This is a genomic window from Rhizobium sp. O111 (genome assembly GCF_055616315.1).
This window is the reverse complement of the sequence record NZ_JBSHXL010000001.1, coordinates 2,459,893-2,472,336: the sequence shown is the minus strand read 5'-3', so window position 1 is coordinate 2,472,336 and position 12,444 is coordinate 2,459,893. Positions and strand designations below refer to the sequence as shown.

Sequence of the window (12,444 nt, the reverse complement as noted above, 5' to 3'; positions counted from 1 at the left end):
AAACCATCATGGCACCGGTTGCGGTCTATGCGCTCCTGTTTACGGCGATCGCGCTCGAAGTCATCGGCACGACGGCGCTGCAGCTGTCGCAACAGTTCAGCCGCTTCTGGCCGACCGCGCTGATGGTCGCCTGCTACGCCGCCTCCTTCTACTGCCTGTCGCAGACGCTGAAGGTCATCCCTGTGGGCATCGCCTATGCGATCTGGAGCGGGCTCGGCATCGTGTTGATTTCCAGCGTCGGCCTCATCTATTTCAAGCAGCGGCTGGATACGCCCGCTGTCATCGGCTTGGGGCTGATCATCGCGGGCGTGCTGGTGGTCAACCTGTTCTCCAAATCCGTCTCCCATTGATTTTAGTGGAAACCGGTCGTATGCGAGGGAAGCCCCCAGTCACCAGGGGAGATGGCCCCCGGGGTCGCGACATTTGACCTCACCTCACGGAGGCCTGACTTGCGCAATCGGCTGCGATGTCCATATCCTGAGTGACAGATGACAGTTTACGCATCGCGCATTGGAACACCCATGACTGACAGCACTGCTGACCTTTCCTCCCCCAAATCCGCCGATTCCAAACCCGAGGGACAGACCTTCGGCACCTCGGGCATCGCCCCGATGGGACGCCCAAGCCCCGTGACACGGTTCTTCATGGGCATCGTTGCCTGGGCGGAAAAGCTGAACTTCAAATATGCCAAGCTTGGCAATCCGCCGGTCTATGACAACGCCACTTTCCCCTGGGCGAAAGAGGTCGAGGCGGCTTACCCTAAGATCCGCGCCGAGCTGGAGCGCGTGCTGGTGCGCCAGAGCGAGCTGCCGACCTTCCAGGACATCTCGACCGACGTGAAGACGATCTCCACCGATTCCGGTTGGAAGACCTTCTTCCTTCTCGGCTTCGGTGTGAAGTCGGAACAAAACATCGCTCAGTGCCCGGAAACGTGGCGCGCCGTGCAGAAGATTCCTGGCCTCAAGACGGCGATGTTTTCGATCTTCGAACCTGGCAAGCATCTGCCGGCGCATCGTGGTCCCTATAACGGCGTGCTGCGCCTGCATGTCGGCATGATCGTGCCGGAGCCGGCCGACAAGCTCGCCATCCGCGTCAAGGACCAGATCTGCCACTGGCAGGAAGGCAAGGCGCTGATCTTCGACGACGCCTACGAGCACGAGGCCTGGAACCACACCGACAAGACCCGCGTGGTGCTGTTCGTCGACTTCGACAAGCCGCTGAAGTTTCCGGCCCGCTTCGTCAACTGGGCGCTGATGAACCTCGCCGTCTTTACACCGTTCATCCGCGAAGGACTGGATAACCACAAGGAGTGGGAAAAGAAGTTCTACGCGGAAGCCGAGGCCTTCAGAAACCGGCCGCAAGGCTAAGCCAGCAAGGCTGAGCCCGGAAAGACAAACAGCATGGCCTCGTTTCAGAGGCCATGCTGTTGTTCGGCGGGTGGGACGCCGCTCTCAAATCATCGTGCGGCGATAGCGCCGCAGGCAGTCTCGATGCGTATGTTTCGGAGCTGGCAGGTCGCTTCCCCTCGTAAGCAGGCCTTGCTCCGGCGACGTCAGCCGCCCCCATTCGCAACTAGTTGTTGTTTGCCGCCTTCAGGCGACGGTCCGGCTTGGTTGCCAGGTAGATGACATAATCTTCTGCTGCGTCTGCCAGGTGAAGCGCGATTTCTGCTTCACGCCATCCCGCCGCGATTGCGCGACGGACAACTTCGGTTATCGCCCCTTTGCAGACGCTTTCGCATTCCCGCGACCGTCCCATATCATCGGCGTTGAATCTTGGAGAGCGGATGTTTGTCATGGCTGAAGATTGCCATAACCGCCTTCGTTTTCAACAGGATGCTAATGGATTGGTTAGCCAGTAAGGTTAAGGCTTGCGGGTGTTTCAGGCTGCGACAGACGCGTTGTCGCGGAACGAAACGACGGGCCGAAAACGGCTGGCAACAGAGGCTGAAATGTCTCGATCCAGATCGGAATCTTGAATGCGCCGCCAACGGCCGGCCGACGCGCGGCCCGCGCCGTTAACGCACGTTAAGCGTGTTTTTCGGAATTTCTGCCCGGAGCGGCCTTTGCGGGCAGGCGATCGATCTGTTAAGGATGGCGCGAAGCTGAACGCAAACTCGTCCAGGGAGACTGTCATGAAAGCGATCCTGTCCAGAACGAAAGGAACGATCACTCACAAGGACACTCCGCTTCATGTCTATTCAATTCGCCCGCGCGCGAAAAGACGCGCCGCGCCGTAAACCACTCCCGACCACTTCCGAGCCTAATACCACCGCCGATCAACATGCACGGCGCCGGTCACGGGTCGCCAAGTTTCTCAGCTACTACCGTCCGCATCTGCCGTTGCTCTGCGCCGATGTCGTCTGCGCCATTCTCGTCGCGGCGACCGCCGTGGCGTTGCCGATCTGCGCCAATATCGTCACCAACCACCTTCTCGTGATTTCGGATGCGGGGGAGGCCACCGTGCTGATCCTCAAGGTCGGTGCCGTCATGCTGGCGCTTCTGGCGGTTCAGATGATCGCGGTGTTCTTCGTCGACTATCGCGGCCATGTGATGGGCGCGCGCATCGAGGCCGCCGTCCGGCAGGAGCTGTTCGATCATTGCCAGAAGCTCTCCTTCAGCTTCTACGATCGCCAGCGCACCGGACAGCTGATGAGCCGCATCACCAGCGATTCCCTCTGGCTCGGCGAGCTGTTCCACCATGGTCCCGAGGATGTCTCGATCGCCATCCTCAAATATGGTGGCGCCATGCTGGTGCTCTTCTATATCGATCCTCTCCTGGCAGGGTTGATCCTGTTGCTGACACCGCTCGCGGTGGCCTACGCGCTGCATTTCAACCGCCGCATGAACCGCGCGCTCGAACGCAGCAAGCAGCAGATCGCCGGCGTCAACGAGCGGCTGGAAGACAGCCTCGCTGGTATCCGCGTCGTGCAGTCCTTCGCCAATGAGAGACTGGAGAGGGATCGCTTCGCCGTTCAGAACGAGCGCTTTCTCGCGAGCCGTGCCGATGGCTATCGCAGCGAGGCGTGGTTTTCCGTGGGAACGGAGAGCTTCGCACAGTTCATCACCATCCTCGTCATCGTCATCGGCGGCATCAGGATCGTGTCGTCGGCGATGACGGTGGCCGATCTGCTGACCTTCCTGCTCTGCGTCGCCGTGCTCGTCGATCCCGTGCAGCGGCTCGCCAATTTCGTGCGGCTCTGGCAGGAGGGCTATACCGGCTTCGTGAGGGCGATGGAGATCCTCGATGTCGAGCCCGATATCGTCGATCGCCCGGGCGCCCATGCGCTGCCGACGCCGAAGGGTGAAATCAGGTTCGAGGATGTCAGCTTCGGTTATGATGCCGACACGACTGGCGTGTTCGAGAACCTGTCCTTCACCATCGCGCCCGGCGAGTTCGTGGCGCTGGTCGGTCCGTCAGGGGTGGGAAAGAGCACCTTGTGCGCGCTCATTCCCCGTTTCTACGACGTGCAGGCCGGGTCGATCCTGATTGATGGCGCCGATATCCGTGATGTGACGCTGTCGTCGCTGCGTGGACATGTCGGCGTGGTGCAGCAGGACGTTTATCTCTTCGCGGGCTCGGTCGCCGACAATCTTCGCTATGGGCGGCCGGATGCCACAGACGCCGAGGTGGAGGCCGCAGCGCGGGCGGCCAATGCGCATGAGTTCATTATGGCGCTTGCCGATGGTTACGACACCGATATCGGTCAGCGTGGGGTGCGGCTTTCGGGCGGGCAGCGGCAGCGGTTGACGATCGCGCGGGCGTTTTTGAAGAACCCCGCGATCCTGATCTTCGACGAAGCCACCAGCGCGCTCGACAATGAGAGCGAACGGGCGGTGCAGCAGGCGCTGCTCGGGCTGGCCAAAGGGCGCACCACCGTCGTCATCGCGCATCGCGCATCGCCTGTCGACGGTCCGCCACGCCGATCGCATCCTCGTGCTAACCGCTGACGGGATCGTCGAGGAGGGCAGGCATGAGGATCTGATGGCGCGCGACGGAATTTATGCTGGCTTGCACAGCGTGCAGGCCAGCATGTGATTGCCAACATTAGAGAGGTACGCAGCGCTTCGTCGAAGCGGAGCGTTGCGTGTCTCCGTGGCGTTTCAGTATCTCAGGTCGCGCGCGGTTTGCCGACCGCTCTGCTTGGTCTGCCGCTTGTCCTGCCGGCATGCCGCGTTGCTTTGTTGATTGGCGGCGCGGCAATCCTGCTTCGTATCGCGCGCACTCTGCCGTGTGGTCTGTTTGACGTCACGCCCCGCCCGGCGCTGCTGCGCCTGCTCTGTGCTCCACGATACATCGGGTAGGGTCGCCACGAACAGTCCCGCCAGTAGCGCGGCGCATAACGGTTTCAACTTGCCCATTGCCTCACTCCCTTGTTTTCGTCCTGGTGCTGGAGCGGTTGCGACGATCAGTCGAAACCGGGAGCGATTTTACAGGATGCGGATGAGCAAGGGGCGTATCTTACGGTATGGTACACGACGAGTGCTCAAAAAAGCCCCGGCGAACCGGGGCTTTTCTCAATTGCTGTCGTCTCAGCCTGCCTTTGCAGTGCTTGCCTTTGCGGCGACCGGCTTGGCCGGGGCGTTGTTGCCGCCCGGGTTGTAGCCGCCGCCGATGGCGACGTTGAGCGCGACGTAGTCGGTTGCCATCTGCTGGACGGCTGCGGCCAGGCTTGCCTGGGCGAGCGAGACCTGACGCTGGGCGTCGAGGACGTCGAGCAGCGAGGAGGCGCCGTCCTTGTAGCTGGCGGTCGACAGATCGAGCGTTTCCTGGGTCGTCTTGACCTGGGCGCGGAGCGCGGCCACCGTCTGCGCATCGCGGCGAACCGCCGACAGCGCGTTTTCCACTTCCTCGACCGCCTGCAGAACCGCCTGCTTCCAGGCGAGATACTGGGTCTTGGCGTCGGACTTGGCGATATCGACATTGGCGCGCAGGCGGCCGCCGTCGAAGATCGGGAGCGTCAGCGTCGGGCCGAAGGACCAGCTGGTCAGGCCGCCATTGGCGCCAACCGGGCGCACATAGGTCGGCGAGATCGAGCCGGAGAGCGAGATCGTCGGATAGAGCTGGCTGATGGCGATGCCGATATTGGCGGTGGCGGCGGCCAGATTGCGCTCGGCGACACGAATGTCGGGACGATTGCGGATCAGGTCGGCCGGAACGCCGGAGACGATACCGGCACGGAAGACCGGCTGCGAGCCGCCGCGCTGCAGTTCAGCGACCATCGAGCCGGCCGGCTTGCCGAGCAGGGTGGCGATGTGGTGGGCGGCAACGCGGAAGTTGGTTTCCAGACCCGGGATTTCAGCCTGGGTCGACTGCACCAGACCTTCGGCCTGCACGACGTCGAGACGCGAGGCTGCACCGGCATCGAGCTGGAACTTGGTCAGCTCGTAGGTTTCCTGACGCGATTTCAGGTTGGCCTTGGAGAGCGCGATGCGCTCCTGATAATAGCGGGCGTTGATGTAGGAGTTCACCAGATCCTGGAGATAGGTGAGCTTGGCGACGTCGGCGGTCGAGTAGGCGGCGTCGAGCGAGGCCTGGGCGCTTTCCTTCGAGCGGCGATACTGGCCGAAGAGGTCGAGCAGCCAGCCGACATTGGCGTTGGCGCCGGTCGTGTTGGTGGCGGCGCGGCTGTCGGCCAGCGAGCCGAGCGAACCGCTCGTGGTGTGCGAAGCGCCAACCACCAGGCTCGGCAGGGCGCCGGCGCCAGCGACCGTGACATTGCCGGCAGCGGCGTTGATGCGCTCCAGCGACTGCTGGATCGACAGGTTCTCATTGAGACCTTCGACCACCAGTCCGTTCAGGCGGGTGTCGCGGTAGGCGGTCCACCAGGCGACCGTCGAGACGTCGCCGTCGGCCTTGGCAGAGCCTTCATTGAACTTGGCCGGGAGGGGCATCTCCGGGGGGACATGATCCGGGCCACTCACACAGCCCGCGAGAACGGATAATCCGGCAAGAATTGCGATGCGGCGCATGAAATCTCCATAGGCGATGACCGCAAGGCGGTTCGCTAACAATCTATTATCGCTTATGGTTAATTTTTACTTTCCATGTCGTGGAGCAACTTCACATGGCAAGCTACGCGCAGGGGGGCTCGGCGCGCTGATAGGGGGATCACCAGACAATGGGCGGATAAGAGTTCGCTAACTATCGAATGGCAGCTATGCACCAATATCATTGAATTCAAATCGATAGGATGTTATCTAATTCCATGACAACGAACATGAAGAAGACCTGGACCGAGTTCGCACCCTTACTGATGATCTGCGGGCGTGGATGGCGCCGTGCGCTCAACGCCGTTTTGACCGACCACAAGCTTTCCGACGCCAGCGCCGCACCGCTTATCGCGCTCATCCGGCATGGTGACCGGATCCCGCAGAATGTGCTGGCCGAACGGGTCGGGGTGGAAGGGCCGACGCTCGTGCGTGTGCTCGACAGTTTGGAGAATGATGGCTTGATCTGCCGGGTCGCCGACGAGGCGGACCGGAGGATCAAGCTGGTGCAGCTTACCGGGGAGGGCACAGCGGTCGCCGAGCGCGCCGAGCGCTGTGCGGCAAAGTTGCGAGAGCAAATCCTTGGCGATCTCGACCCCGACCAGGTCGATGCCGCTATCGAGGTTTTGCGCGCCGTCGCGGATCGAACCGCGGCGATAACCGGAACGCAGGACAATGACGAGTAGCCACAATCCGATCTCCCCGAGCATCTGGGATGTCGTTTTCTCCATCAAGACCTTCACCGCGGCGATGCTGGCGCTTTTGATCGCGCTTTGCTTCGATCTGACGAATCCCTACTGGGCTGTTGGCTCGGTCTACATCGTCGCGCACCCGCTGTCGGGTGCCAGCACGTCGAAGGCGATCTATCGCCTGATCGGCACCGCCATCGGTGGCGCGATGACCATCATTCTGGTGCCCAATCTCGTCAATTCACCGGAGCTTCTGACGCTGGCGATCGCGCTCTGGATGGCGTTCTGCCTTGGTGTCAGCCTGCTCGACCGCACGCCGCGCAGCTATTCCTTCATGCTGGCCGGCTATACGACGGCGCTCACCGGTTTTCCGATCGTCGCCAACCCCGAAACCGCCTTCACCTATCCGGTTGCCCGCGTCGAGGAGATCGCGCTCGGCATCATCTGCGTTGCGCTTGTGAGCCGTCTGGTCTTTCCGCGCCATGCCGGTCCCGTGCTCGCCGCACGTATGAATAGCTGGGTTCACGATATCGCGGCACTCGCCATCAGCACGCTGAACAGCAGCGACAAGAGCGACGCGCTGCAGGCGGCCGCTCGGAAGCTGGCTGCCGATGCGGTCGATCTGCACAGCTTCACCACGCATGTTGCCTACGACACGTCGGGTCTGCGCGACATGGTTGGGCGCACACGCACGCTGCAGCAGCGCATGGTCGCCATGCTGCCCGTTGTCTCCGGTCTGGCCGATCTCCTTCATGCCTTCCGCAAGGCGACCGACGGCAAGCTCACCGTCTCGGCCAATGAGTTGATCAGGCGCGTGACTGAACTGCTGTCGAATGAGGCTCCTTATGGCGAGGTCGAGCGGCAGGAAATTCTTGCGTTGATGGAAAAGGCCGAGCAGGAAGGCCGCGAGCAGCAGGAATGGAACGGCCTTCTCGCCCATAATTTCACCTCCCGTCTGCGCGACCTGCTGCAGATATGGAGCGACTGTCTGGCGCTGCGCGACGACATCGAAACCGGCGGCCGCCGCGAACTGCGCTGGCAGCGTTTCGGTACGCTATTCGACCGCGCACCGATCCACCGCGACTACGGCATGGCGATCCATTCGGGTCTCTCGGTGATGCTGGCGACCTTCATTGCCGCGGGGCTCTGGATCCTCACCGGCTGGTCACAGGGTAGCGCTGCCGCCATGATGGCGGGCGTGCTTTGCTGCATCTTCGCGACGATGGACGATCCGGCACCGATGATGCTGAAGTTCATGTATGTGTCGATCTTCGCGGTCGCCGTGGCCTTCGTCTTCGAGTTCGGCCTGCTGCCGCTCGTGCATGGCTACCTGCCGCTGGCGGCTGCTCTGGGCCTCGTGCTCATTCCGGCCGGCGTGCTGATGCCAAAACCCTCGCTGATGATTTACGGCCTCGGCTTCGGCGTCAACTTTCCGAACATGCTGGCCCTGCAGGATCGCTTGAACCCAGACCTGAGTTCGTTCCTGAATTCGAACATGGCAATGGTTGTTGGCCTGGTGATTGCCTGCGGCACCACGGTGCTGGTGCGCTCCGTCGGCGCGGAGTGGACGGCCTACCGCGTGCTGCGCGCCGGCTGGGCGGATATCGTTGCAGTGGCGCGCAAGTCGGATGCCCCTGACTTCGCAAGGTTGCTCTACCGCATGGTGGATCGCTTCGGTCTGGTTGCACCGCGCCTGGCGCGCATTCCGGTCGAATCCGCCGTCGCCCAGAACGACATCCTTGGCGATCTGCGCAATGGCCTGAACACGATGGAACTGCAGCGCCACCGGCAGCTGCTGACGCGCGACAGCCGAAAGGATGTCGACGAGGTTCTGTCGGGAATTGCCGGCCTCTACCAGCAAAAGCAAAAACATGGCCACGCCCAGCCGGGCGAGGGCCTCTTGAAGGCGATCGACACATCGTTGGTCGACCTCATCAACCAGAATCCGTCATCGGCCGTCGAGGGCGCACGACGGGCCATCACATCGCTTCGCTACAATCTGTATCCGGATGCGAATTTCGTGATGCCTGACGCGACCATTCAGGCCGGCGGACAACTCGCAAAGGAGAATGCGGCATGAGACCGGAACTCGATCTTTATGGCGTCTTCATACCAACGCTCGCGGCAATTGCCGTTGTTGCCTTCTTTCTCAACTCCATCCTGCGGCGGATCCTGGCCTTCATCGGATTCTATCGTCTCGTGTGGCATCGGCCACTCTTCGATACGGCCATGTATTTCTGCCTGCTCGGCGCGCTGGCGCTATCTTTGAACAAGGTGTCATTATGAAATCGCTTCTCGCTTATTCCGGCCGCTTCCTTCTTACCGGTGTCGTCGTGGCGCTGGCCGGTGTGCTGGGCTGGCATCTCTGGGACTACTACATGAACGACCCGTGGACGCGTGACGGCAAGGTTCGCGCCGATGTCGTTCACCTGGCATCGGACGTGTCCGGCATCGTCAGCGAAGTCGATGCGACCGACAACCAGACGGTCAAGAAGGGTGACGTGATCTTCCGCATCGACCAGGCTCGCTTTGCTTTGGCGCTGCGCCAGGCCGAGGCGCAGATGGAGAGCAGCAAGGCCGCGCTCGACATGGCCAAGAGCGATCTCGATCTCTACCGCAAGCTCGGCGAGAGCTCGGTGACCCGGCAGAAGATCCAGCAGGCGGAGACCACGGTTCAGCAGGACGAGGCGACCTATAACCAGGCCGTCATCAGCCGCGATACCGCGCAGCTCAACCTCGACCGCTCGGTCGTGCGCGCACCCGTCAACGGCGTGCTCACCAACTTCTCGATGCGTCCCGGCAATTACGTGACAGCGGGCAGTGCCGTGACGGCGCTGATCGACACCGACTCCTACTACATCTCCGGCTATTTCGAGGAAAACAAGCTCGATCGCATCAAGATTGGCGATGAAGCGCTGGTCTATCTCATGGGCAGCGAAAAGCCGCTCAAGGGCCGCGTCACCGGCGTTGCCAGTGGCATAGAAGACCGCGAGCGCAGCGATACGGGTGCGCAGCTCGCCAATGTCACGCCGACCTTCACCTGGGTTCGCCTGGCGCAGCGCGTTCCCGTTCGGGTGACGCTCGACGGGGCGCCGGGTGAAACCGCGCTGGTCGCCGGTCGCACGGCAAGCGTTACGATCGTCGAGTGATCTAACCATGGCGTGAGGCATCCGGTTCGGTACTTTGCGCATGACCAAACACGTTACGGCCCACGGGTCCTTCAAGGGCTGTGACGAGGCATGCGCGGATTAAGCCCGTCCGCGCATGCCTGAACCTACGAATGCCCGGATATTCTCAATGATCCGGGATCAGGAGACACCCGTGGACGATCGCCACGTCATCGAAATCACCACATGGCTGATGCAAAGCGGGCTGAAAGGCCTGTCCGAGGCCGACCTGCTCGACGGCTTCTGCGAGCGCTGCGTCGCGAACGGCCTCCCGATCGGCCGGTCGGTCGCCGTCATCGATACGCTGCATCCGCTTTATGAAGGTCGCGCGTTCAGGTGGGACGCCTTGGAGGCCGTCGAGCGTGTCTCTGCCTATGGCGTCGCCGGGGCGGGCAATTTCGCCGACAACTGGCTGCGCTCGGCGTTTCACTATCTCGAGGTCGAAGGCGGAAACGAGGTTCGCCGCTCCTTCCTCCGTGGCGACGCGGCCGATTTCTATCTTCTCGACGAATTGAAAGCGGCAGGCTTTACCGACTTTGTCGCCATGGCGCATCGTTTCGGCGATGAGGGAGCGATCGGCGAGATCGACTGCTTCTTCTCGCATTTCGCCACCCGCGCGGCCGACGGCTTTTCGGAGCAGGATCTGGCGGCACTGCGCGAGCTGCTTCCATGTCTGGCATTGGCCGTCAAATGCGTGACAGTCAGCGGTGTTGCCGGAACGATCGCCAAGGTCTATCTCGGCGACGACGCCGCCAACCAGGTGCTGCACGGCAAGATCACGCGCGGGCGCAGCGACAGGATTTCCGCAGCCCTCTGGTTTTCCGACCTCGCCAATTTCACCCACATCTCCGACACGGTCGATCCGGAAGAAATCATTCCGATGCTCAACGATTATGCCGATGCGGTGATCTCCTCGGTGCAGGAGGCTGGCGGCGAGGTGCTGAAGCTGATGGGCGACGGCACGCTTGCGATCTTCAAGGACGAGAAGCCGAGCGAGGCCTGCCTTTCGGCGCTGAAGGCGCGGACGCTGCTCGACAAGCGTCTTTCGGACCTGACGGCGCAGCGCCGCATTGAGGGCCGGCCGGTGACCGATGTCTATCTCGGCCTGCATATGGGCGATGTGTTCTACGGCAATATCGGCAGCAAGGACCGTCTCGACTTCACGGTCATCGGCCCTGCCGTCAATGAGGTCAGCCGCATCGTGTCGCTCTGTCGATCGCTGCAGCGCAAGGTGCTGATGTCGGCAAGCTTCGCGGCGATCGTTCCATCCACGCAGATCGACCTGATGTCGATCGGCCAGCACGCGCTGCGTGGCGTCAACCGCGCCCAGGAACTCTTCACGCTTCTGCCCACGCTGTGACGGTGGCGGTTCTGAGATTGCCATTGGCCAAATTAGACCTCGCCAAGTAATTCGGCAGCCTCTAAAACAGCACATCAATACAGCGGCCCCTCGGTCGAGGAGGCAGGGCCGCTTCATCGCGCAATGGGGAATTTTCGATGGATCTCTCGAACTGGAAGGGCGTGGAGCGCCCGGAGCGTATTGCTCTCGAAGGACGCTATGTCAGGCTTGAGCCGCTTGATGCCGGCCGCCATGGGCGCGACCTGCTCGCTTCGGCACAGCAGCCCGGCGCCGACGATCGCTTCCGCTATCTCTTCGAGGACGCGCCCGCCGACATGGCAGCCTTTACGGCGTGGCTGGAAAAGGCCGAGGCGTCGGCGGATCCGATGTTCTTCGCCGTCATCGACAAGCGCACCGGCCGGGCCGAGGGGCGTCAGGCGCTGATGCGCATCGATGCCACGCATGGGGTGATCGAGATCGGCAACATCTTGTGGGGACCGGCGATCGCGCGTAGCCGCGTGACGACCGAGGCGCTTTATCTCTTCGCCAAGCTTGCCTTCGACAAGCTCGGCTATCGCCGTTTCGAATGGAAGTGCAACAATTCGAACGAGCCGTCGAAGAAGGCGGCTGAGCGCTTCGGCTTTACCTTGGAAGGCGTGTTTCGCCAGCATATGGTGGCCAAGGGCAAGAACCGCGACACCGCGTGGTTCGCGATGATCGATGCCGACTGGCCGAGGCTGAAGGCCGGTTACGAGGCTTGGCTCGATCCCGACAATTTCGACGATGCTGGGCAGCAGAAAAGCAAGCTGCGCTTCGATTGAGCTCTTGCTGACGACTTCGAGCGCTTGTTGAGGCGCTTGGCGATGTGATTCCGCAATTGGCGGCAATGCGTTGATATTATAAAACTATTTTTGACGTATGCGGCGGCCGGGTTTCCTGGCCGCCGCATTGCATCTCAGACGGCGATGCGCCGCGCGGCCTTGTCGGACGCTTTGCGATCGTCGCCGTATTGCTCGATGATCTGCTTGGCGTCCTCGACCGAAATGCGGTGCTTCTTGGCAAGCGTGACCGCATCATAGGGTCCTTCGGACGCAGCCGTTCGTGTGGCTTGAGCCATCCTTTTTCTCCAATCCATTGTGTGGGTTATCGCGGAAGGCGGATCGCGGTTCGTCGCGATATCTGCTCCGTGGTCCAGACATATATGGGGATTGGGAAGCCTGCGTTCCAGAGACGGTCTGTCGCAGCGAATTTGATTGAGC

General features: G+C 61.8%; 13 protein-coding genes and 1 pseudogene. 9 read left to right on the top strand and 5 right to left on the bottom strand.

Annotated features, from left to right (window positions below; all coding sequences use genetic code 11):
* Window positions 1-8: 8 nt before the first annotated feature.
* Both ACVTFQ_RS12585 and olsC read left to right on the top strand, forming a co-directional pair.
* The gene (locus ACVTFQ_RS12585) at window positions 9-350 is read left to right on the top strand and encodes an SMR family transporter (protein WP_047514405.1); all 342 of its coding nucleotides are present in this window, start codon (window positions 9-11) and stop codon (window positions 348-350) included.
* A 171-nt stretch (window positions 351-521) separates the two neighbouring features.
* Complete coding sequence (gene olsC, locus ACVTFQ_RS12580) at window positions 522-1,367, top strand: ornithine lipid ester-linked acyl 2-hydroxylase OlsC (protein WP_111564169.1); 846 nt, start codon at window positions 522-524, stop codon at window positions 1,365-1,367.
* 205 nt (window positions 1,368-1,572) lie between these two features.
* Here the strand turns inward: olsC and ACVTFQ_RS12575 are convergent, their stop codons facing one another.
* Together ACVTFQ_RS12575 and ACVTFQ_RS12570 are read right to left on the bottom strand one after the other, a co-directional pair.
* Window positions 1,573-1,797 (bottom strand): hypothetical protein, encoded by a 225-nt coding sequence (locus tag ACVTFQ_RS12575; RefSeq protein ID WP_018897204.1) that lies wholly within the window; start codon window positions 1,795-1,797, stop codon window positions 1,573-1,575.
* 84 nt (window positions 1,798-1,881) lie between these two features.
* Complete coding sequence (locus ACVTFQ_RS12570) at window positions 1,882-2,136, bottom strand: hypothetical protein (RefSeq protein ID WP_146618532.1); 255 nt, start codon at window positions 2,134-2,136, stop codon at window positions 1,882-1,884.
* A 56-nt stretch (window positions 2,137-2,192) separates the two neighbouring features.
* On the opposite strand from ACVTFQ_RS12570, the pseudogene ACVTFQ_RS12565 reads away from it, so the two are divergent.
* Window positions 2,193-4,038, top strand: a pseudogene (locus ACVTFQ_RS12565) (ABC transporter ATP-binding protein).
* A 65-nt stretch (window positions 4,039-4,103) separates the two neighbouring features.
* Here the strand turns inward: ACVTFQ_RS12565 and ACVTFQ_RS12560 are convergent.
* Window positions 4,104-4,361, bottom strand: a complete 258-nt coding sequence (locus tag ACVTFQ_RS12560; protein ID WP_111564171.1) for a hypothetical protein — start codon at window positions 4,359-4,361, stop codon at window positions 4,104-4,106.
* A gap of 171 nt (window positions 4,362-4,532) precedes the next feature.
* A complete protein-coding gene (locus ACVTFQ_RS12555) occupies window positions 4,533-5,972 on the bottom strand; it encodes an efflux transporter outer membrane subunit (protein WP_111563001.1) in 1,440 nt (479 codons plus the stop codon).
* A 248-nt stretch (window positions 5,973-6,220) separates the two neighbouring features.
* Here ACVTFQ_RS12555 and ACVTFQ_RS12550 point away from each other — a divergent pair, with 248 nt between their 5' ends.
* The 6 genes from ACVTFQ_RS12550 (at window position 6,221) to ACVTFQ_RS12525 (ending at window position 12,006) form a co-directional block, all read left to right on the top strand.
* Window positions 6,221-6,676 (top strand): MarR family winged helix-turn-helix transcriptional regulator, encoded by a 456-nt coding sequence (locus ACVTFQ_RS12550; RefSeq protein WP_181459274.1) that lies wholly within the window; start codon window positions 6,221-6,223, stop codon window positions 6,674-6,676.
* Window positions 6,666-8,759, top strand: coding sequence for an FUSC family protein (locus ACVTFQ_RS12545; RefSeq protein ID WP_111563000.1), 2,094 nt, complete (start codon window positions 6,666-6,668; stop codon window positions 8,757-8,759). The genes ACVTFQ_RS12550 and ACVTFQ_RS12545 overlap by 11 nt, the downstream gene beginning before the upstream one ends.
* Window positions 8,756-8,965, top strand: coding sequence for a DUF1656 domain-containing protein (locus ACVTFQ_RS12540; protein ID WP_047515002.1), 210 nt, complete (start codon window positions 8,756-8,758; stop codon window positions 8,963-8,965). Before ACVTFQ_RS12545 ends, ACVTFQ_RS12540 begins: the two co-directional genes overlap by 4 nt.
* Complete coding sequence (locus tag ACVTFQ_RS12535) at window positions 8,962-9,828, top strand: efflux RND transporter periplasmic adaptor subunit (protein ID WP_111562999.1); 867 nt, start codon at window positions 8,962-8,964, stop codon at window positions 9,826-9,828. Before ACVTFQ_RS12540 ends, ACVTFQ_RS12535 begins: the two co-directional genes overlap by 4 nt.
* Before the next feature lie 172 nt (window positions 9,829-10,000).
* A complete protein-coding gene (locus ACVTFQ_RS12530) occupies window positions 10,001-11,206 on the top strand; it encodes an adenylate/guanylate cyclase domain-containing protein (protein WP_111563021.1) in 1,206 nt (401 codons plus the stop codon).
* 137 nt (window positions 11,207-11,343) lie between these two features.
* Complete coding sequence (locus ACVTFQ_RS12525) at window positions 11,344-12,006, top strand: GNAT family N-acetyltransferase (RefSeq protein ID WP_111562998.1); 663 nt, start codon at window positions 11,344-11,346, stop codon at window positions 12,004-12,006.
* A gap of 134 nt (window positions 12,007-12,140) precedes the next feature.
* Here the strand turns inward: ACVTFQ_RS12525 and ACVTFQ_RS12520 are convergent, their stop codons facing one another.
* Window positions 12,141-12,302 (bottom strand): hypothetical protein, encoded by a 162-nt coding sequence (locus ACVTFQ_RS12520; RefSeq protein WP_018897213.1) that lies wholly within the window; start codon window positions 12,300-12,302, stop codon window positions 12,141-12,143.
* Window positions 12,303-12,444 lie beyond the last annotated feature (142 nt).